Here is a 20730-nt window from a genome sequence, read left to right as displayed (position 1 = left end):
TTCTTTATGCCTTTTCCTGCTCCGCGTCTGCCGCGGCCTGAACCTCTGCCGCGAACTGCTCCGGCGACAGTCCCAACACCGCCGCCGCCCGTTCGTCCATCAGCGATTCGATCATATCGTTTATGCTGTCAAACCCGCTTGCCTTTGCCGCTCTCTGATATACGGACTTTTTGCCTTTCTTCACATACGGGTAAATCCTGTCATAGTTTTTGCTATTGTATTTCCGCTTCGCGTCTGTCGCGGCTTGCCCGCGTGGATTTCCATATTTGCTTGCCATTGTCACCACTCCTTTACTTGTCCATTTTATCACGCTGTTTATACTAACGCAAGTATAAAAAAACCACAATCTAACGTTAGTATATTTGTGCATCATTCCAGCTTGTTTTTATACTAACGTTAGTATATAATCATAATCAGAAAGAGAAACCAAAGCCGCCCGGTTGTCGGGGCGTAGAGTTCGACAACAGCCAACCTTACGGGCTGACACGAAAAGGGAACCGACACGGCGTACAACAACACTTCGACTTCTGGTTTTTATATATGGGGGTAATCAATATGAAAAAGTTCGAGATCGGCAAGGAATATTTTGACCGTAGCGCCTGCAATCACGATTGCATTTTCACCATCAAGATTATCAAGCGCACCGAAAAGACGGTGACGTTCGAGCGTAACGGCAAGACCCGCCGCGCAAAGCTGTTCTTCGATGAACACGGCGAATATATCATTCCCGAACGTTATTCTATGGCCCCGGTCTTCCGTGCTGAAAACGAGGTTCAGCCGGAAGAGGAACCCAGCGTCGAGGAAGCCGCCGTCGAAACGTCCTGCGGCGTTGAAATCGCCCAGCCCGCCGACGTGAACACCGTTGTTGTTATGGTGGGTCAGCGCGTCGAACGTGTCTGCGGTGCTTGCTATCCTCCGCAGGGCGGAACCGTCATCGGCTTTGTTAGCCTGCCTGATACCCGTTTCTTTCACGGCGGCGTTTTCGCTATGGTCCTGTATGACGGCGCAAAGGCTCCTGAACGCGTCCGCCTGTCCGACATTCACCGCCGCGGGTGGCGCTCTCCCGGCGGTTCTCCGTTGGGTGTGTTCGTCGCCTGACGCTTTACCGGGGCGGCGGTTTCCGCCGCTCCGTTTTTCGCGCCGTTGTATCTACCGCAACGGCGCAAAATTTTTCTGCTTTTTCGTATTTTCTCTATTGACTTTATACTAACGTTAGTATATAATAAGAGCATAAAGAAAGGGGGTGACAAGGTGAAGAAGAAAAAGAAAAAGCCCACGAAATCGCGGGTCGATGTTCGGACCATCGTGATAACCGCAATCGTGGACTTTCTGGTAGGGCTTGCGTTACTGATAATTGATAAGCTGACGTAAGCCGAAACCCCGTATTCTATGGGCGGGTTCACCGCCCACCCATAGAATACACTTTTTCTTCTGAACTGTCAACCATGCTTGAAAAACTCGGAATCTTCCTGATCGCTGTTGCCGTTGTGAAGCTGATTATCGCCGCCGCGGTCCATTACCGCCGCAAGAAAGGGGAATGAACATGAAAAGAACTGCAAACAAGTTCCAGCGGGCCTATATGGTCGCCAAAGCCCGCGTGCAGGAAGTCGAATCCCAGCAAGAAGCCATCGAAAAGAAGTTCATTGCCGACAAAGGCATTGTCAATCCCGACGGCTCCGTTCCCGAATTCCTTTACTGCATGTAGGATGACGCGGCCTTTGAAAAGGCGAACGACGAATGCGCCGCGCTGATTGTTTCCGCCGGGCTTGAAGAAGAACTGAACGCCGCCCGTTCCGTCCTGAAAGCGTCGGAAGATAGCTTGATAGCCTACGGTCTGTCCCTTGCTCCCGCTGGGGTCCGGGCCACGTTGGAAAAGGCCGTTCAGCACAACGCCGCAACCCGCGCAAAGGTCCTTGACCTCGCGTTCCGGCTTGACGTGTCCACGGTCAGCGCATAAGATAAAGGCGGGCGGCGCAAGCCGCCGCCCGTCCTGTGGTAGAATGTGTTGGTTGTTTATGAAAAAGATTGTTGATTGCTACATATATCGGGGCGAATGGATTCTTCCTTTTGAATCCGGCTGGTTTCTGGAATCCGAAAGTTGTTCCGGGAAAGTGGGCGGCATTCCCATTTATAGGGCATTGTCGGACGCAAAGAACGCCATTCGCAAGCGTCTTGACGGGACCCAAACCGCCGAACCGCGAATAATCGGAACCGCGGGCTGGAATGAAACTTCACAACAATATTTTATCGAAAAGCGCGAAAAAAAGCCCGCCGGGGAATGACCCCCGACGGGCTTTCGTCTTTGTCCGAATCGGACGTGTTTAGTTTTCTGCGGGTTCGGTCTGGACGGCCTGTTCTTCGATGCCGACAAGCAGGCTTTCCACGGATGGGGTGTCGATGTAGCCTTTCAAATTCTCATTCGCGCCCCATGCTTTCTTCGCTTCCTCCAAAGCGGCTTCGATCATTTTTTCAATATCGCTGGACGTGAAAAGCAGTTTCAGCACCGCCGGGATTCGCTGATAAATCCAGTCCGCGACGGCGGCATATTTCAGGGAACCCGTACCGCTTCCGAACTGCTTTTCGGCCTGCGTTACAAGGTTGAAAAGGATTTGCTTCAAAATCTTTGTTTCGCCGCGCTTGATAAGCACGACAACCACCGCGAGGAAAGCGACGATGACAAGCACGCTGTCCCAATTCTTCGCAAGGAATGTAAGAACGTTCATTTCTGTTTCTCCTTTCGATCTGTCAACCAATGACGGTACAGCCGGATTCAGGGACCCAGCCCAAACCGTCGATGTGTACGCCGCACTTGCGGGCCGGATAGTAATACTTCACCGTATACGTTCCGTTTACGGTCTTGCCCTGTCCGCCGCCGTTGCTGTCACGGTACAGCGGGCCGGAATACTTCACCTTTGCACCGACGCGCATTTTCGGCGCGGTCGTACCGCTCCCGACGGCCTGCACGTCCGCCGCATTGACCCAGCCGTAAACGGTAGAACCACCGCCGGGCTGTTTGATAAGGTGGTAGGGGTGCTTTGCGCCCTTTGCAAGTGCCGTTACCTTTGCCGTTCCCGGCTTGCAGGCCGCGCCGCTTGCCGCCGCCGCGTTGGTGTAATGGGTGTTGCCCGTAAAGCGCACCACGTCGCCCACAGCGAACGCAAGCGTCGCCGGGGTGGTAGTTGTGCCGCTGGGCTTTGTCGTGCTTCCTGCGCCGTCCTGTGCGCCGCCTGCGGTGTCGTAGGTGATATACGGCAACTTCCCGTGCTTCGTCCACTTGCGCCCGTTCATGCCGGAAATAGCGCCAATGTTCAGGCACGCCGTCACCTGCACGCAGTTCTTGAAAGCGGGCGAACATTCGATGACCTTTCCACCGCCGATGTATACGCCGATATGACCGGGCAACCAGACAGCTTCACCCGGAACAATGCCGCTGAAATCAGCGGACACGCCGGAACACTTCGTAATCATGGTGTCGGCCCCAAGATCGGGAATGCCGTTGGAAGCATAGGCCGCGCCGCCGTATGGCTTCGCGGCGTTTCCGCTCCAACCCCAAAGAACGCCTTTGATAAGGCATACGCAGTCGAACCCGTAGACGGGCGGGTTCTTATCCGCCGCCGCCCGAATCATCGCCGTTCGCGCGGCCTGCTTGTTGTACCTGTGATTTGTGCAATAGCGGGACACGTTCGCGCCTGTCAGGGGCGCACCGAAACAGCCCATGACGTACAGCGTTTTATAGTTGTCCACAATGTTTTGCAATTTGTTGATAAATTCAGACGCTTTCATTTTGCCTGCTCCTTTCGCGTCTGCGGGGCTTGTGGTCCCCACCGTGGTATTTGAACCGCCGGGCTTTGCGGCGCTTCCTGCGCCATCGTAGGCGGTCAGGGCGTATGTTTCGATGATTTGAACCAGCTTGTCCGCATATTTCGGGTCGGTCGCATAGCCCGCCGCGGCGATTGCCCGGCACGCGGTTTTATAGTCCCGCTCCCCGATGACCGCTTTATAGCGGGTATTGCACGAAAGCAAGTCGGAATGATCGGCGACGCTTTCCGCCCAACTGCCATAGGCCCGGAAAAGGCCCGTCACGGTCGTAAAGGTCACGCCGTCGTAGCACTCTTGCGTTTTGCCGCTGTAAACGGCCCCGGTCCAGCTTGTCCCGGCCTTGATGCCGAACAGGGCGTTTCCCTTGACCGTCAAGCCGGATTTGCCCCAGCCGCTTTCAAGGATTGCTTGTGCTATCGTCAGGGACGCGAGGACCCCGCTTTTCTGCATATCCGCCGCGGCAAGTGCGCCCACCCGCTCGATGAATTTCTTTTGTTCCTGTGTCATGTGTATTCCTCCGTTACGGCTGAACGTTGTTCAGGTCAACGGGCATTCCCTCCGTTTCCTCCGGGTTCGCCTTTTTGATTTTCACAACGTTTTCCGCCTTTGCTTTCCACGAATAAAAGCCGATGACCGTTGCCGTTGGTGTTCCAACGTAGGCAAGGAAAACGCCAAGCTGTGAAGCGTCGAGGACGACGGCCCACACGCCCACGCCGAACCCGGCGAAATAGGTACAGAGGACCGCCCAAAGAACCAGCTTTGAACACTCTGTCTTCCGGCGGTTCTGCTTGCCCTCTCTTCGTCGGCGGGGCCGTCGTCCGCTCAACAGCAGGACGGCGGCGAACCCGCCAACCAACCCGGCGGCAACGCTGAAAAGATAAATCATGCCGCGCCGCCTTTCTTACTCTTCGTGTTCGCGCCGCTCCCGGCTCTCGAACGCGTCAAGTCGCTTGTGCGCCTGTTTCGCGGACGCTTCAACGGCGGTCAGGCGCGTAACGACTTCAACGTTCGTCTTGCGCTGTTCCTTTTGCTCCGCCTTGATTTCGTCCGTGTTGGCCTTGATATAGCCGATTTCGGTAAGAACGGTCGCGTCGCTCTTCGCTTCGTCGGCAACGTCCCTTTTCCCATTCCGGGCAAAGGCAACGTAGCCGAACACGATAGCGCAAATCGTACTAACGACGCTCAAACCTGCAAGCACTTCATTCATGTTCTTTACCTCCCGCAAATGAAGTCCCCGTAAACGCTTTTCAGCGAATACGGGGCGATTGTGGGCGGTGCTTCCTGCGAGTGATAAACCGCGCAGTCATACGCCCAAATCAAATAACGCGTTGTGTCCTCCGCCCAAATAGCAAGCGGCATAATGAAGAACCACAGCAGGCCGAACGCCGGGCAGATTTGGCCCAGCACGTTTCCCGGCTGATTGCTGTAATCCCAAACGCCCAGCCCTAACCACAGGTTCAGTACACACCCGGAAACAAATTCTACCGCAAGCACGATAACGGCTCCGATGACCGATTGCACGATGACCGGGGCGCGATAAAAGCGCGGGGCCTGATTGATAGTGCCAACCAGAACCCCGCACAGCCCGCCTACAACGAACATAGACGGGTGGGAGTACCCGCGGAAAAGCGTTTCAAATACGACGTAAGCCGCGCCCAGCGTGGCCCAAATCGTCAAGATACGTTTCACGCGTCGCCACCTGCTTTCTCAATCAGCGCCGCCATGCTTGCCGCAAGGTCGGCGGGCAGGTCCGCGCCGTACACGATAGCCGGGATTTCATCAAGCCCGGCCCGTTTAATCCACGCGTTCAGGTGGTTGCAGTAAGTGCGGTGATAGAAGACGTGGGCGGTCGCGGCCTGTGTAAGCGCGGTGAATTCCTCCGCGGTATACATACGGCAAAGTTCACCGTCGGCGTGGTACGGCACTTCCTCCGCACCCTCCTTGACCGTCTGGAACTGCGCCATAAGTTCGGTTTGGTCGTGTTCGGTCAGGCTGTAATGTGCGCCGCCCACGTCGATTCCGGCGTAGATAGCCGCGGAACACGCAAGGCCGATTTCGGCTTTCTTCGCCGTGCGGACCTGCTCAACGTCGTTCCAGTCCTGCGGCGGGGTCACGCCCAGCCGCTCCAACTTCATATCACGAATGCTGTCTTCTCTGTGCTGAATGCTCATTCAAAGTTACCTCCCGCAGACGTAATGAAGCAATCGCCCGTTGCCGTTCCGCGCTTTACCTTGATGCGGAAATTGTAGCCCCAAGCGCTCGCCGTTTTGGTGGTGTTGGAAAGGAAGAACTTACTTCCGCTTACGACGTTCTGCGTCACGTCCTCCCACGTCGGGGAAGCGTCGTTGCCGTTGTTGCAGACTTCCACGGTGAATTTTGCACCTGCGGGAATTTGACGCACGACAGACATGATACCCTTTGTCACCATATCATCGGCAGTAAGCGGGGTCGCAAGCGTAAGTTCGATTTCCGTTTCATTTTTCGTGAACGTATACGTCCGGGTCGCGCTTCCGCCGTAGTTGTCCGCCGCAACGATTTTCAGCGTATGGGACCCGTTCAACAGCTTCACCCACTCTGCGGCGGTGATGTTGAACGAATAGGTCTGTCCGCTTGTCGCGGTGTAGGAACGCTTCTGCGTGCCGTCGATGTACTCCGTCACGGTCAAGGTCTGCCCGCTGTCTTCGTCCGTTACGCTGTAACTCTGCGCGAACGCGGCGGTCTTCGTTCCCAAGTTGGAATCTGTGCCGCTGATAACGGGCGCATGGTTGTTTACCACCGTCCGCGTCGCGCTGGTGTTGTAGGCGCTTTCCGCGCCCGCGCTGTCATACGCCTTGACGCGGTACGCAATAGAGGTCCAGCCGAACGTGATTGCGTCGGTGTAACTGCGGTTGATGCCCTTGTATATCTGCGCCCATGCGCCGCCGTTGACCTGCCGTTCGAGGATATAGCCGGAAAGATTGCCGTCTTCGTCCGTGGAAGCCCCCCAACTGATAGACAGGCTTTCGCCGCCGCGAACGCTGGACGGAACCGTGATGGAAGAGGGCTTCGAGGGGGCGCGGTTCCAAATGATCGTGTATGCTCCGTCGGAATCCGGGCTATCAGATACCAAGATTCCAGAGGACAAATTACAAAGCGGGCGAACGCCGTAGTTGCCGCTGTAAGCGTTGTCCCAGTACATCGCGCCAGAGGACTTGACGCCGCGGACGCTGCAAGAGTTGGACGCGTAAGCGTCGGCAAGCCACCACCACCACGGCGAACTTGCGTTCAAACTGCTGTTCGTGTACTCGCTCTTGCTCACGGCTTCCGCCGTGGGGTAGGCAAGACGGGAACTGTCGTTGCTGAACAAGGCCAGCTTGCTTCCTGCGGTCACGTCGCCGGACAAGCCGACTTCCGTACAGGTTGCAAGGAAGATTTTGTCGGTGCAACTCTCCGTACCTCCGCCGTCTACGGTCGCCTTTCCTACCGTGTGGGTCGTAGTCAGCAGGGCCGCAATGAAGTTCGCGGAGAAACCCGCAAGAAAGCCCGCTTCCGCGTCGTATTCGTTGTAGTTGCTCCATACGTTCGCATTCGTCGGGGCCGCGTCTGCGCCGTGCTGGGCGCTGTACCACTTCCCGGCGGCGGCCTGACTGTTCAGCCATTGCCGCAGGTTAGAAAGGGTCCAACGGTTATTGCCGTAACTGCGGCGGTTGCCGTCGCTGTTGCCGGATTCGATAGCGTCAAAGCATTTCAGGGAAATAATGCGCTCCGTAATCAGGGTCACAGCGCCGGACGGGTAGCCCGTGTGTCCCTTGTCGGCGATTTTCCAAATGATCGGCTTACCGTTGTAAAGCGTGCCTGTATCTTTGACAAGCGCACCGACGGCAAGCGCATTCAAACTTTGGGCCATTGTTTTTCACTCTCCTTGAATAGATTTTGAAACAGACTGTCGGTTTTCTGTATCAGGTGATAGCAGTTTCCCTTTGCGGCGTGGCTCCGCCAACTTCCGTATGACTGTTCAATGTCTGAAAGGCTGATTTTCTCCCGGTCCAGTAGACCGCGCTGTTTCTTCAATTTGCGTTGTGCGTTACATTTGCTTGACCGCCGGACTTTGCGAATGATTTTGCCCGATTCGGTCAAGTAGGTGTGGAAGCCCAAGAAATCAATACCGTTCCGCAACGGAAAAATATTTGTTTTCTTGTTCATCCGCAGGCCCAGCCGGGCAACGTATTGTTCGATTTCGCCCCGGCAGTATTGCAAATATGCCTTGTCCTCATGTATCAAGTAGAAATCGTCCATGTACCGCCCATAATAGCGAATACCCAGCTTTTCTTTTATGAAATGGTCCATGCCCGAAAGATACATGACGGCGAACCATTGTGAAGTCTGGTTGCCGATAGGAATTCCCGGATTTTCCGTGCTGTCAACGATAAGGTCAACTAACCACAGAATATCCGGGTCTTTGATGTACTTCCGCGTCATCTGCTTTAACGGTTCATGCTGGATTGAATAGAAATACTTCGATATGTCGCATTTCAAAACCCAGCCGTCCGAATAGTGCCGCACTTCCTCCGGGCCGGGCGGCGGCAATCCCGCGGCCCGCCGCTCCCGCTCGGCGTTCGCCTTGCGTGTGAAGTAGTAGGACCGCATGAATTCTTCAAGGCGGTATAACCCGTCATGTGTTCCGCGCCCGCTCTGTGATGCGTAGTTGTCCCGGATAAAGGCTTTTGAAAACGCGGGTTCAAGTATGTTGTCGCATAGGGAATGCTGAACCACCTTGTCTTTGAATGCGTTCGTCATAACGATTCGTTCTTTCGGCTCATAGACCTTGAAAACGAAATAATCTGACGGTCGGTATGTTTTGGTTTTCAGCATTTCCGAAAGTAGGCATAGGGCTTCAAGAAGATTTGCTTCAAATTTTGCAACGCTGGGTTTGTGTCGCTTGCCCCTGCGTGCTTTCAGGAACCCCGCGTATAGGTTCCCGAAATCATATACCTGCTCGAATTCTGCGCCTTGCATATAAAAAACTCCTTGCCGTGTATAGAATCGGCCTTGCGCGTCTGCGGCTCCCGCCGCACGCAACGCGTCATCATCGGACCGCACCGCGCGTCCGCGGCGGGCGGAAGCTGGTTTCCGTGGACCTTGCTTCACCAATCTTGTATTTACCGTCGTGCTGTCACCACGGCGGAGGGATGCGGCTTCCTTTGATAGTGGTCCTCTGTTTTCAGCCTTTCGGCCTACTCAATCGCGGTTTCCACCAAAGCGGGCGAACGCCGTTGTTGCCGTTGTAAGCGTTGTTCCAGTTCATCGCGCCAGAGGAATTGACGTTGCGGACGTTGTAAGAGTTGGACGCTACAAGCCGCACCCCAAGAAAAACGCCGGGCGTTACCGCCGCGGCGTGATTCCTCTATTCTGTTGTAGTGCGGCGAACCGCTCTCTATCCTGCTTCCTCCACTTTGCCGTCATGTTCTTCACGTTCATAACGTGCCGGGTCCATTCCGCGCATTGTTCGGAAGAGATAAGTTCCTTTTCAAAGGAAAGTTCGATCAGGAAAAGAACCGTCTTGCACTCTGTCAGCGCCTTTTTCTGTTCGTAGCGCCGTTCGCGGTATTCCTGCGGGTCTGTAAGGTCAAGTTCGTTCGCTTCCTGTATGTGTTGAAAAATGTCAAGCGTCAAATCATGCAAGCGGTTTACGATGGTAAAACGGTATTTCTTCGGAAATCTCCGTTCGCTTGTCATCATAAACGTGTGCTTGACTAAATCTTTCGCTTTCGTGATGATTGCAAATTCTTGTGTGGGCTTTTGTTCGGTTTGTCGCTGGTCTATTTCAGACACCGCCTTTCCCGGATTTGTTCGACTTCCTCCGGCGGTCCGTCAAAGGTAAATCCGTATTCGGTGACGGTCAGCGTTGCCCGTGTCCCGGCGTATGTCGTTCCGCATATCGTCAGGCTGTCCCCGGCGGCGCAATGGTCGCAGGGTGGTTCCAGTTCGACGAACAGGTTTCCGACGATGCAGGACAGTTCCCGCCGCGGGCAGGCATATTCCGTCAACATTCGATGCGCTTTCTTTCTTCGTTCCAGATACCCTTAACAAGCGTGATGCCGTCGAGGGAATCAAAGGACGCAAGAAACGGGTTCCCGGTGATGTTGTTGAACAGGCCGTCTTCCACGCGAGAAACGCGGCTTTCAATTCCTGCAATGGCGTTAAGCGCTTCTGTTACTCTGTTCGCGTCCGCCGCCGCCTGCTCTGCACCCTCCGTCCACGATGCTTTTTCTTCCGCCGTCACATGAATTTTCGTATCTTCCTTATGTTCGATCAGCCCCGAAATTGCCGTGTTGTAATTTCCCATCGTAGACGGGTTTACATGAATATCCGTATTATTCGCGTGTGCGTTTAGGTCGGTAACGTCTGCTTTTTTCTCAAACTCTGCGGCGTGTGCCGTCTTCGATGCGTCGTGGTCTTCAATGTCTTTTTTTGTTGCCGTTACTACGCTCGGGTCGATGATAAAAGAGATAGCGTCCGCGTTGGAAATCTCAATGTGCATCGTCAATTCGATTTCGCCCGCCGCTCCGCTTGAAATGATGACTTTTTCCGTGTCAGGGGTATTGCAAACCGCGATAAGGGTTTCCGTTTCGTCCAGAACGCCCATTTCGCGGATTGTCCACCCGCCAACATCGGACGGAATCACCGCTACTACATCAATCATGTTTGGGGATTTCTCGTTGATCTCTACGCGGTTTACTTTTCCGCGCCACTTTTCGCCCTTTAATGCGGTCATGGTAGAATTCGGCTTGTAGTAGCTTCCGCCGCCGTCGCCCACAGCAAGGTCCGTAATATTGATTTTCTTTCCCTCCATGACCGCCGCCGCAATCAGTTGTATTCCGCAGTCGGTCACAAGGGTTCCATACGTTTTATCTTCCATTTCTTCACCCTCCGTTCGTTATTTATTTGGGAATACTGCAAGTTTCCGCCCGTACTGCGTATAGCCGCCGCAGTAGAACCCGCCGTGCGATTCCATATTTCGCGCCAAGTATGGGTAGACTTCGACGCGTTGCCCGATAGCGTGGACGGCGGCAACCTTGACCGCTGTTCGCTTTTCGATTTGGTAACTGATTGCTTCAAGGTGTGACCGCAGGTTTTTATAAAAACGCACACGGTCGAGGACCGCCGCTTGACGGTCTGCGGTTATGCCCGCTTCCGTTGCACCGATGACGACGCGGAATTTATACGGGTCGCCGCCGTACTCGAACCACTCTTCCACTTTCGTTCCGGGGTACACAGCCCCCAACGCCTTTTCAACGGCATACTTCGTTCCCAATCTGCGGTGGACCTGTATGCTGTCCCGAATGGTCCGGCGCTTTACCTCGATAGGGTAGGAATAGTCGTACCAGTCAACGTGTAGGTCATAGGCCAGCACGTCCAACGTCGCTTCGTCCAGTTCGTCGATACGGGCGTAAATGATGTTCTTTCGGATTTCCGCCGCGGTCGTCTGCAACTGTGCCGAAATGGTCTGTGCAAGCGCCATCATGTCGGGGTCGTTTTTCAGCGCAGGCGGAAGCGAATTCGTGAAGTCTGCCGAATAGAAGTCTTCGTTATTCACGTTCCGCACCTCCGTTCACGACGGAAACCGTGCCGATTTGTGCAACGGCGTTGTCTTCCACAGTCGTAAAGACAGGGGAACGGACTTCAACACGCTTTACGCCCGTTTGCATCAACAGGGCGATAAGCTGGGAGGGGTTCACGTCCCGGCCCATCTTTTCGGCCTGCCACTTCTGGAAAGACTTCACCGCCGCGGCAACGTCCGCCGCGATGGTGTCGGCGCTCAATGCGCTACCCTCCTGCGTGTAGTAGGTCACGTCGATGTTGTACGGGACGGCCTGCGGCGCGGCGACGGTCACATGGTCCGTCAGCGGGCGCACCGTGTCGGCGTTCAGAATGTCCAAAACCTCTTTCAAGATTTCTTCCCCCGGCAGTTCGCCGCCTGTCAGCAGAACGCGCACGTCTACTTCTCCCGGCTTCGGGGACGTTGCTTTCACGTCTGCGATCAGCGCCGACGCGGATTTTGCGAAATACTCATACCCGCCCAGCGGTCCCGCCGTGGAATAGGTTTCTACGCTCTCCCGCATACGCTCATAGAACGCCGCGTCGCTTTCCCTGTCTGCGCCGCCTGCGCTCTCCGTGATGTTCTCGACGCTTTCGTAGTAGGGGAAAACGTCTATCGGCTGGTTGATTTGTCCGGGGACAAATCCGTTTCCGTTTTCGCCCTCTATTTGGCACTCCGCTTCCACGCTCCCGGTCCGCTGTCCCGCAGGAATTGTCAGGTCCTCCAGCGTAGCGAACACGATTTCACCGTCAGGCGTGGCCCGCGTGCCTGCCGGAATGGTCGTTGCCACTTCCAGCGGGATAGAAAGCGTATATTGCAGGGTCGTTCGGGCCTTTTCAGGCTCCAACCGCTCCGCGCCCTTGAACAGTTCTGCGAGGGAATCAAGATATTCGCCCTCTGCATACCGCGGGATATTCTGTTTCGCGGAAAAGTCAATGTTCACCCGCTCTTGAACGATAATATCGGCAACCCACAGAATGAACAGCCGCGCCGGGTCCGCCGGGTACAGCGTGCGCCCGGCGATTTTTTCGTACCCCTGTATCAGCGCATTCACGATTGTTTCCGTGTCGGTTTCGACGTAGGAAATGTCGGGGTATGTTCTACTCTTCGTTGTCAACGATATTCACCTCCAATACGGGGACCAGCAGGCCCGGCGTTTCGCCCGCTTCAAACGTGACGTTTGTTACCTCTGCCCGCGGTTCATACTCTTCTACCGCGTCCAGAACCTCCGAAATCAAGATAGATTGTGCAACCTGTATCGGCTTGTCGATGAACCGTTGCGCCAACCCAAGCCCCCTATCGAGTGGGACAGAGAATTTCGGCGTTGACACGATGATAGCGACATTCTGCAAAACTTCCTCTTCCAGCGTTTCCGGCGCAAGGTTGAGTTTGCCGGGCGTAAAGGCTTTCACGATATATGCCATTTCCCGCCCTCCTTATCTGACTGCGTAAGACTGCATCGTAACATTCACCGACGCGACAAGCAGGTTGCCCCATCGGTCGAACCGCTTCAAGGAATTTGACAGCTTCGTAATGACCCATTTGTTCGTGCCGTAGGCTTTCGGCCCGATGACAAGTCGGTTCACTTCGCCGCGCCGCATAGCTTGAAGCAGGCTTGCAATTTCTTTGATAGGGTTTACCCCCAAGAACACGGAAAAGAACATGGTGAACGTTATCGTTTCAACGTCCGTCCCGGTGTACTCTAACAGGGGTTCCCGTAAGTGTCGGTCGTGGGTGGAATACTTCGCCGCGCTGTCCCATTTCAGACTGTCGAACGTCTTGATTTGGTCTGCGGAAACGTAGAACGTGAAGTCACCCCAATTCCCGATAAGCGCCATTGTTTATATCCCTCCAATCACGAACCCGTCGCCGTCGTCCGTCGGGATATACAGGCATAAAACATAGTCGCCCGGCGACGGCAACCACGGGGCTATTTTGACGGCGTGCGAATGGGCGGCAAAGGCGGCTTCACCGCTTCCGCCGCTTTCGCTTTCCGTCCTCTGTGCCGCTCCCTTTGCCGGAATGAACGGCGGGTTCTTGATGACCTTTAGTTCTCCCGACACAAGCGGCGATTGCCCCTTGTCCTCGAACGTGACGCGGGCGGTGCGGTTCCCGGCGTTGACCGATGAAACCCGGCCCGTCCTCACGATATTTTTCAAAACTGATAGATCGGCCATCAATACCCCTCCAATACCCGGCGCAGCGTCAAATCGGTTTTATAGCCGCTCTTTGACACGGAATGCGTCGCCGTTTCGATGATGTATTTTCCGTCGAACGCGCCGTAGCCCGATACCTGAACCGTGATGCCAGCCACAAGCCGCGCGTCCCCAGTCAGTTTGAACGATGCCTTGAATTCGCCCTTGTTCTTCTGCCGCAGGCGCTTCATTGCCAGTTGCCGGGCTTCCTCTCTGTTGGAAACCTTTTCGTTCACTTCCAGAACTTGACCGTCCTTATCCGCGTTTCGCGGGGTGTAGGTGTATTCGATGGTCTTTCCCGTCGTTGGGTCGGTATAGGAAACGTGGCACTTGCTATATGACGCGTCGTGCAAGCTGGTTGAAAAGGACCACGAACTAACGTCCGCCGTCCCGCGCTTGATGACGCGCACCGCGTCTTTCTGCTCATAAGCCGCCGCGTCGAAAAGAACGATGATTTTTGCGGTAACTTTCAGGCTGATTCCCGCGGCCTTGCAAAGCCGTTGAAGAAAGGTGATGTCCGATTCCTGTATCTGCTCTTTCCGGGTATACAGAGGGTCGAACGCGGATTCAAACATACAGGTAAGCCCGTTTTTGCCCGCAATTTCCTTTGCGATGCTGGAAAGCGTGTAGTTCTCCCATGCTTTCGTTTTCTTCTGCGTCCGCACGGTGGACTTGTAGGGAATGGACCCGGCCTTGATGGTCGCTTTTGCGGGCGGGCCGCTCCCGTCCACGGTGTCGATTTCAAAAACGCCACAGTCAAGCACACGGTCTTTCCCGTTGGATTCCCAATTCTTTTGAACGATGACGGCGGAGATTTCCACGCCCTTTGACGCGCCGGGTGTGTTCAGCCAGTTTCCCAGCCACACGCCCTCGCGGTCATCAAGCGATAGTTGCAGGTCGTCCGTTTTATCCTCTTCGTTGTCCGTGTAGGTTAGCGAAAGAAGATGCTTGTTTATGTCGGTCGAAATGTCCACCCCCGCAAAGGTCAGGCGGACAGCGGTTCTTCGTGCATTCATTCGGCAGTCCCTCGCTTCCACGGCGGCAGGTCAGAGGAAACCCGCGTTTCCGGCTCTGGAACTGTCAGTGTGATTCCGGCGGGAAAAACGAAAGTGCGGCGGTACTGCGGGTTCAACTTCATAAGCCGGTCTGTGTAGGCTTCGTCGCCCAATGTCTTATAGGCGATGCCGTCCCACATATCCCCGGCTATTGTGGTGTATTTAGTCATAGTTCCGCCGCCTTTCGTCGTCCTGTCTTTGCCGCTCCCGCTCGTCGATTTCGTCCAACAACTCTTCGTCGTGGCGGCGTAGCATTTCTTCAATGTCCTGTGCCTGCGCGTCGTTTCCGACGTGGAACACGGGTGCGCTGTGAATGACGACGGACGTTCTTCCGTCGCCTGCGTTCAGGGTCGGTGCGGCAACGCCGGGCGCTCCCGCATAGGCCAGTTGATACGGCGCGGCCCCTGCGGTGCGAATAGCGTTTACCGTGTCCGCAAGATTGCGGAAGATGCTTCCCGTCTGCGCCGCGGTGAATACGCTTCGGTTCTTTGCGTTGGTGATAAGTTCCGCGCCCTGCTCACCAGCTATGAACGTGTCCGGCGTGCTGTCTGTACCTGTTGCAAACCGCGGTATCAACGGAATGTTGATGCCCTTTCCGCCGATGCCGGGGACCCAATCAGGGATTTTCAGCTTGTTCAAGCCGGAAATCACGCCGTTTACAAGGCTGATAATGCCGTTCAGTACGCCGCTTGCAATGCTCTTTAGAGAATTCCAAACGCCGCTGAATATGCTTTTCACGCCCTCCCAAACACGGGTCCAATCTCCCGTGAATATGCCTGCGAAAACGTCTACAAGGCCCTTTATCGCAGTCAGCGCACCAGATACAACGCCCTTGATGGTTTCAAGCGCAACGCCGATGATGCTTTGTATCGTTGGCATAAGGAATTGAATAACTGCCATGATTGCCGTTGCAATGGTTGAAACCACTTCCGCAAGCCCTTGCAGGATAGAAGCGATAGTCGGTGCCCACTCCGCGAACGCCTGCGCGATCTGCGGAAGCACGGTCCCGACGATGAAAGAAAAGATTTGTTCCACAATAGGGCGAACATAGGTGTTCACAAACTCGATGAACCCGGAAAGGATATTCCAGACGGTTTGCAAAATCGTAATGGCCCCGTCGATAACGCCCGTTGCTTCCTCTCCGAACAGGTTTATCAGGAATTGCCGTGCGCCGCCCAAATTGCCGTCCGTGAAGACGTTGCGTATCGTATCGCCGATGTTTGTTATTGCCGCAACCACCTTGTCGAAAATGACAAGTCCAGCGTCACCGAACACCCGGCCTACGACTTCGCGCACCTTGTCCAGATTGTCCCGTAGGATTTGGACCGCGGCAACGATCAGCGAAATAACGCCCACCACGGGAAGAACTTTGCCAAGAATGCCGCTGAACGGCCCCAAGATAGCGCCGCCCAGCTTTTGAAGCGGGGCAATCATGGTTCCTATTTTCCCGAAACCCTTTCCGATAACGGAACCGATTTTACCCAGCGGACCCGCCGCAACAGCGGTCCCGGCCTTGCCTAATATGTTGGTGATGGTCCCGGCAACGCCTGTGAATGCCCGCGTCGCAACGCCGCCCATTCCCGAAAACAGCTTCGAGAATACGCCGCCCGCCGCGCCGCCGATTTTGGAGAACGCGCCGCCGATTTTTGTTCCGCTGAACATTTGCCCGAACGCGCGGCCTACACCGCCCGCCGCGGACCCAATGCCGCCGAAATACCCGGTCACGCTCTTTGCAACGCCCTTGACCTTTCCTGCGAACCCGACGGCTTCCACGCCCGCAAGTGCTGTCTTTCCCTTGAAAAGCGCCATGACCTTTTGAATAGTCAGCACGCCGCCTTTCAGTTCAAGAAAGCCCAGCTTTGCAGTCAGGGCCGCGGCCTTGAATGCCAACAGCCCCGCCGTCACTTTTACGATGGTCCGCACAAGTTCCGGGTTTGCGTTGATAAATTCCGTCAGTTTGGAAATCAGTTCAGCGGCGTTCTCCGCCCCTTGTGTGAATGTCGGTAACAGCGCGTCACCCAGCGCGATTTGCAGGCCCTCAAATGCGGATTTCAGCAGGGTAACTTTACCCTCGAAATTGTCCAGTTTGATTTGTGCCATGCGCTCCGCCGCGCCTGCGGCGTTGTTGACCGAATCGGACAGCTTCTTGAAGTCAGCGTCACTTGCGTTTACGATAGCAAGCATACCCGCGAAAGATTCTTTGCCGAAAATGGCGGTAGCCGCCGCCACCTGTTCGGATTCGGAAAGCCCGCCCAAACTGGACCGCAGATTGTCGATGACCCCGCGGAACGTCTTCATGCTTCCGTCCGCATTTGTCAGGCTGATTCCGTACTTGTCCATGTAGGCTTGCATTTGCTTTGTGGGCTTTGCCATGTTCGCAAGGGCCGTCTTTAGGCTTGTGCCTGCGACTTCTGCCTTGATGGACGCATTCGCCATCAAACCGATTCCAAGCGACATATCTTCCACAGAGTAGCCCAACGCGCCCGCCACGGGCGCTACTTTCTGGAATGTCGAACCCATCATGGAAACATTGGTGTTCGCGTTGGAAGATGCCTGCGCGAGTACGTCCGCAAAGCGCCCGGACTGGTCTGCCGTCATGTTGAATGCTGTCAGTGCGTCCGTTACAATGTCGGAAACCTGCCCCAAGTCTTCGCCGGACGCGGCGGCAAGGTTCATAATGCCGGGCAAGCCGCCCAACATTTGGTCGGTCTTCCATCCTGCCATAGCCATATATTCAAGGGCTTTTCCGGCTTCAACTGCGGTGAACTGCGTTGTCGCGCCCATGTGCTTCGCTTCCTCTGAAAGCCGCTTCATGTCGCCCGCCGATGCGTTGGAAATGGCCTTGACGGTTGACATTTGGGCTTCAAATTCAGCAGCCTTTTTCACGGGTCCGGCATAGATAGCGCCGCCCAGTGCGGCAAGGGTTCCAAGCGTTCCCGCAAGTTGGGTCTTCGTTTGGGAGATTGCCGCGTTGTTCTGTTCAAGGGCGGCGCTTACCTTTGCCAATTCCTCTTGACTTTTCTTTACCTTGTCATAGGTCTTTGCAAGCCGTTCATTCTCCGCGCTCAAATTCGCCGTGTTCACGCCTGCGTCGGACAGTTCAGAACCAAGCGTCTGCAACCGCTGTTCCTGCGCTTCGATTTTCGCAGTTGTCGCGGCGATCTGCTTTTCATTCTTCGCCATCTTCTGCCGCAGTTCTTCCGACGGGGCGGCGGTTTCGCTCATTTCCCGTTGGAGTTTGTCATGCTCTGCGGTCAGGCGTTCCAGCTTTTGGCGGTTCGATTCGAGGGCGGCTTCCTGCTTTTTGTAAGCGTCGATTTTCCCGGTGATGGAATTTAGCTTCGTTAGGCTGTTCTGCATCTGCTTTGTGGTGTTCAACGCGCTTTGAAAAACCGTGTTGAAGTTGCCGCCCAAAGCCGCTTGCAGTTTGAAAAGCAGTTCGTATTCTTTTCGTCCAGCCAAATTCACCACCCCTTTTCGTCTACTTCTGTTTCGCGGCGGCGTTTATGTCCTCAATCCACGCCGTAATTTCCGTCATGTTCATATCAAGCCAGAACGGGACGGGCGTATACGTTGCTTGCGCCAGCTTGAAGCACTCCCGCCGCCACCACTTCGCCGGGCTTTTTAATAGCCCGTGTCGATTAAAAAACTCCTTGCCGCGTTGGTGATGCGGTTAAAGTCCTTGATAGGCATAGCGTCGAGAACGTCGCTACCGATGCCCGCGGCCTTTGCCGCCATTTTCGCTTGAAAACTCCGGGACACTTCCGGCGCAAGGCAGTATTCGTTGTTCATCTGCATTTCGGTTTCGATAGAAACCATATCGCGGCCCGTCATTTTCTCGAAATCGAACGTCAGGGTCGTATAGGTTTCACCCGCGTACTCGAAAGGCTTCTTGAACGTGTGCGTATAAACGCCTGCGTCTGCCTGTACGGGTTCGTTTACGGCTTCCGCGGTCATATCATGGGTGACAGCTTCCGCCGCGCCTGCGGCGTTCTGTGCGCTCTCTGTGGCGGCGTTCTTGATGTTCTCACTCATTGTCAATTCCTCCGATTTAGAAATTTATATTTTCAGATACAGAAAAGGGCATAATAAAACCCAGCGGGAAGCCCCGCCGGGTTTTACTTGCCAAGTGCCTTTCGCACGTCTTCGAGGTAGTCAACGCCGTTGACGTAGTAGATAAAGTTCAGAATGTCGATTTCCAGAACCTTTTTACCGTCGATGTACGTTGCGTAGTAGGTCACGGGATATTCGCCGGACGCTTCCGCGGAAGATGCCGGGGCCAGTTTGCCGGGTGCAAACTTTTTGGGATTTACGACAAGGACGTGTTTCACGGCCTGCTGAACATAGCGGCCCGTGCTGTTGTCCCAAGACTGCTGGGCCGCGCGCAAATCAAGCTGGTGCTTGCGCGGCTCTGCCAGTTTGATAGCGTCCGTAGTGACGGAACGGAAATTCAGGGTCAGGGACATAGCTTCAAGGTGTCCGACAAACGTTCCGTCGAACGCGCCTGCGATGCCCGCACCCTTGACCTCTTCCGAAATCTGCGTGATTTCAGGAAGTGTGACTTCTGCCATGCCGTAATATTCGGTCGCGTCCTCGTATACGGCAAAGTTGGTTACGCCGTTTTCAACTTTCATTGTTCTTTACCTCCTTACGCCGACAGCGCCGCGGTCACATAGTCCGCGTCATATTCAAGGACGAATTCGCATTCCCTCATGGGGCTTGCAGGGGTCATGTAGATATGGAAAACAGCCTTGCCCGCCATAAGCGCGGTCGTGCTATTCTCTTCGTCCAGAAACTCCACGCGTGCGCCCAGCAGCTTTTCTTCCGAAACAAGGCCGTTCAGCCAAATGTTGACGGAATCAACGATGCTGTCGATAAGGCGGCGCGTCATTTTCTTGTCGATCTTGCTCCAATAAGTAAGAATGACAGAACGGGCAACCCAACCGAACATACGGGAAACGGAAATGAAGTAGTTCTTCACGTCCGTATCAGCGGGGAAGCAGGCGGTTTCATCGCCCCACAGCACATAGCTTCCAATGAAGTTCAGCGCCGTAACGATGCCGTTACTGTTCAGGTAGTTTGCCTGCGCGAGATCGAGAAGCACGGTCGTTCCGTCCGCAAGCATAGCGCGGTCGATCTGCAAGGACTTGTTCGACGGGCTTTCCGCCGGGCAACCGCCGTTGTCCGAATCGGTCTTTCCCATCAGGCCCGCGGCATGGACGGACGCATGAAACACACGGTCGCCCAACCCGAACATGGGCCAGCAGAGAATTTCCGCCTTGCTGTTCATGTTCTGCGCTTTCTTCCATGCGGGAACGTCCGCGTAGTGTCGAACGGTGTTGGCGTCCGCGTCGATCAGGGCTTTTGCACCCGTGAACACTGTGTTGATTGCATCCGCCTTTGCGGTCATAACCGCCGCGACATTGGACTTGTCGGACCAGCCGGGGGCAACGATAAGGTCGGGGACGATGCCGTATTTCGGAAAAACCTTGTCGATCAGTTCAAGACCGGAATACTTCTTCGTGCTGGTATCGAAACCGCCGATAATGTCGTTTTCGTTGATTTTGGAGGGGTCCACCGCGTCGAACGTGATTGTCAGTTCTCCCGTTTCAGCGGGAATACTGCCGCCGTCCAGAACTTCAAGAATCAGGTTTTCACCCTCATAGAAAAGTTCATAGTCGGTCCCGGCTGTGTAGCTTGTCACCTTGACCGTGTTTTTCAGGGCTTCGAGGGGAAGCAGAACTTTTCCGTCTGCGACGGGGTAGTTCTGTTCTGCGACGCTCTTCTTGTGCTTCGCAGGGTCAAGCACGTTCACGAACACCACAGGGGCCACGCCGTACAGCTTGAACTGCGAATAGATAGCTTCGCAAATGGGGTACTTCTCCCAATCGTCGCTATACCCCAAAGCGGCGACGGCTTCCGCGTAAGACTGACACATGATAGGGTCGTTCGGTGCGCCGTCCACGGTATGACCGGGGGCCGCGCCGACGACGAACGCAATACCAGAATCAGCGGTTACAGGGGTAGAAATCGACGTGTCGTTCTGACGCGTCGAAACGCCGTGAAAATAGTTTGCCATCGT

At 55.0% G+C, this 20730-nt stretch carries 26 protein-coding genes; 2 read left to right on the top strand and 24 right to left on the bottom strand.

The annotated features are described in order from the left end of the window. Positions 1-4: 4 nt before the first annotated feature. A complete protein-coding gene (locus IEY11_RS09995; RefSeq protein ID WP_118648532.1) occupies positions 5-277 on the bottom strand; it encodes a hypothetical protein in 273 nt (90 codons plus the stop codon). A gap of 278 nt (positions 278-555) precedes the next feature. On the opposite strand from IEY11_RS09995, the gene IEY11_RS09990 reads away from it, so the two are divergent. Continuing rightward, positions 556-1098, top strand: a complete 543-nt coding sequence (locus IEY11_RS09990; protein WP_188886456.1) for a hypothetical protein — start codon at positions 556-558, stop codon at positions 1096-1098. Positions 1099-1516: 418 nt separating this feature from the next. On the opposite strand, the gene IEY11_RS14610 is transcribed toward IEY11_RS09990, so the two are convergent. Then, a complete protein-coding gene (locus IEY11_RS14610) occupies positions 1517-1888 on the bottom strand; it encodes a hypothetical protein (protein ID WP_194461869.1) in 372 nt (123 codons plus the stop codon). 127 nt (positions 1889-2015) lie between these two features. On the opposite strand from IEY11_RS14610, the gene IEY11_RS09975 reads away from it, so the two are divergent. Beyond that, positions 2016-2282, top strand: a complete 267-nt coding sequence (locus IEY11_RS09975; protein WP_188886453.1) for a hypothetical protein — start codon at positions 2016-2018, stop codon at positions 2280-2282. A gap of 39 nt (positions 2283-2321) precedes the next feature. On the opposite strand, the gene IEY11_RS09970 is transcribed toward IEY11_RS09975, so the two are convergent. The 22 genes from IEY11_RS09970 to IEY11_RS09865 form a co-directional block, all read right to left on the bottom strand. Further along, a complete protein-coding gene (locus IEY11_RS09970; protein WP_147562768.1) occupies positions 2322-2723 on the bottom strand; it encodes a hypothetical protein in 402 nt (133 codons plus the stop codon). A 22-nt stretch (positions 2724-2745) separates the two neighbouring features. After that, entirely contained in the window at positions 2746-4326 is a 1581-nt protein-coding gene (locus IEY11_RS09965) for a glycoside hydrolase family 73 protein (RefSeq protein WP_201309083.1), read from the bottom strand. A gap of 13 nt (positions 4327-4339) precedes the next feature. Beyond that, entirely contained in the window at positions 4340-4705 is a 366-nt protein-coding gene (locus tag IEY11_RS09960; protein ID WP_188886452.1) for a hypothetical protein, read from the bottom strand. 15 nt (positions 4706-4720) lie between these two features. Next, complete coding sequence (locus IEY11_RS09955; RefSeq protein ID WP_188886451.1) at positions 4721-5026, bottom strand: hypothetical protein; 306 nt, start codon at positions 5024-5026, stop codon at positions 4721-4723. 5 nt (positions 5027-5031) lie between these two features. Then, positions 5032-5508: a putative ABC transporter permease gene (locus tag IEY11_RS09950; protein WP_118760539.1), complete on the bottom strand. Its 477-nt coding sequence runs from the start codon at positions 5506-5508 to the stop codon at positions 5032-5034. Then, positions 5505-5990: a DUF4376 domain-containing protein gene (locus IEY11_RS09945; RefSeq protein WP_118760538.1), complete on the bottom strand. Its 486-nt coding sequence runs from the start codon at positions 5988-5990 to the stop codon at positions 5505-5507. The genes IEY11_RS09950 and IEY11_RS09945 overlap by 4 nt, the downstream gene beginning before the upstream one ends. After that, entirely contained in the window at positions 5987-7705 is a 1719-nt protein-coding gene (locus IEY11_RS09940) for a DUF6273 domain-containing protein (RefSeq protein ID WP_188886450.1), read from the bottom strand. Before IEY11_RS09940 ends, IEY11_RS09945 begins: the two co-directional genes overlap by 4 nt. After that, positions 7690-8814, bottom strand: a complete 1125-nt coding sequence (locus IEY11_RS09935; protein WP_118648512.1) for an RNA-directed DNA polymerase — start codon at positions 8812-8814, stop codon at positions 7690-7692. Before IEY11_RS09935 ends, IEY11_RS09940 begins: the two co-directional genes overlap by 16 nt. Before the next feature lie 366 nt (positions 8815-9180). Beyond that, positions 9181-9630 carry a four helix bundle protein gene (locus tag IEY11_RS09930; protein ID WP_177799842.1) on the bottom strand — a complete coding sequence of 150 codons (450 nt, stop codon included), beginning with the start codon at positions 9628-9630 and terminating at the stop codon, positions 9181-9183. Then, positions 9618-9848, bottom strand: a complete 231-nt coding sequence (locus IEY11_RS09925) for a hypothetical protein (protein ID WP_147358625.1) — start codon at positions 9846-9848, stop codon at positions 9618-9620. Before IEY11_RS09925 ends, IEY11_RS09930 begins: the two co-directional genes overlap by 13 nt. Continuing rightward, complete coding sequence (locus IEY11_RS09920; protein ID WP_177799841.1) at positions 9842-10717, bottom strand: phage tail protein; 876 nt, start codon at positions 10715-10717, stop codon at positions 9842-9844. The genes IEY11_RS09925 and IEY11_RS09920 overlap by 7 nt, the downstream gene beginning before the upstream one ends. A gap of 18 nt (positions 10718-10735) precedes the next feature. Continuing rightward, positions 10736-11395 (bottom strand): phage tail protein I, encoded by a 660-nt coding sequence (locus tag IEY11_RS09915; RefSeq protein ID WP_188886449.1) that lies wholly within the window; start codon positions 11393-11395, stop codon positions 10736-10738. Further along, positions 11388-12515, bottom strand: coding sequence for a baseplate assembly protein (locus IEY11_RS09910; RefSeq protein ID WP_243183988.1), 1128 nt, complete (start codon positions 12513-12515; stop codon positions 11388-11390). The genes IEY11_RS09915 and IEY11_RS09910 overlap by 8 nt, the downstream gene beginning before the upstream one ends. Further along, positions 12499-12822: a hypothetical protein gene (locus tag IEY11_RS09905; protein WP_118760531.1), complete on the bottom strand. Its 324-nt coding sequence runs from the start codon at positions 12820-12822 to the stop codon at positions 12499-12501. Before IEY11_RS09905 ends, IEY11_RS09910 begins: the two co-directional genes overlap by 17 nt. 12 nt (positions 12823-12834) lie before the next feature. Further along, positions 12835-13236, bottom strand: coding sequence for a phage tail protein (locus IEY11_RS09900; protein WP_118760530.1), 402 nt, complete (start codon positions 13234-13236; stop codon positions 12835-12837). Between the two features lie 3 nt (positions 13237-13239). Further along, on the bottom strand, positions 13240-13575 hold the full coding sequence (locus IEY11_RS09895) for a hypothetical protein (protein WP_117490782.1): 336 nt from the start codon (positions 13573-13575) through the stop codon (positions 13240-13242). After that, complete coding sequence (locus IEY11_RS09890) at positions 13575-14609, bottom strand: phage late control D family protein (protein WP_118760528.1); 1035 nt, start codon at positions 14607-14609, stop codon at positions 13575-13577. Before IEY11_RS09890 ends, IEY11_RS09895 begins: the two co-directional genes overlap by 1 nt. Beyond that, positions 14606-14818 carry a tail protein X gene (locus tag IEY11_RS09885; protein WP_118760527.1) on the bottom strand — a complete coding sequence of 71 codons (213 nt, stop codon included), beginning with the start codon at positions 14816-14818 and terminating at the stop codon, positions 14606-14608. The genes IEY11_RS09890 and IEY11_RS09885 overlap by 4 nt, the downstream gene beginning before the upstream one ends. Continuing rightward, positions 14811-18110, bottom strand: a complete 3300-nt coding sequence (locus tag IEY11_RS09880) for a phage tail tape measure protein (RefSeq protein WP_188886448.1) — start codon at positions 18108-18110, stop codon at positions 14811-14813. The genes IEY11_RS09885 and IEY11_RS09880 overlap by 8 nt, the downstream gene beginning before the upstream one ends. 162 nt (positions 18111-18272) lie before the next feature. Then, a complete protein-coding gene (locus IEY11_RS09875) occupies positions 18273-18683 on the bottom strand; it encodes a phage tail assembly protein (RefSeq protein ID WP_188886447.1) in 411 nt (136 codons plus the stop codon). Positions 18684-18766: 83 nt separating this feature from the next. Next, positions 18767-19282, bottom strand: a complete 516-nt coding sequence (locus tag IEY11_RS09870) for a phage major tail tube protein (protein WP_188886446.1) — start codon at positions 19280-19282, stop codon at positions 18767-18769. Between the two features lie 14 nt (positions 19283-19296). Then, positions 19297-20727: a phage tail sheath family protein gene (locus IEY11_RS09865; RefSeq protein ID WP_188886445.1), complete on the bottom strand. Its 1431-nt coding sequence runs from the start codon at positions 20725-20727 to the stop codon at positions 19297-19299. Positions 20728-20730: the final 3 nt, after the last annotated feature.

The sequence above is a fragment of the Butyricicoccus faecihominis genome, from assembly GCF_014648015.1.
GTDB classification, from domain to species: domain Bacteria; phylum Bacillota; class Clostridia; order Oscillospirales; family Butyricicoccaceae; genus Agathobaculum; species Agathobaculum butyriciproducens.
Note: the sequence above shows the minus strand (reverse complement) of the source record. Positions and strands in the feature narration are given on the sequence as shown.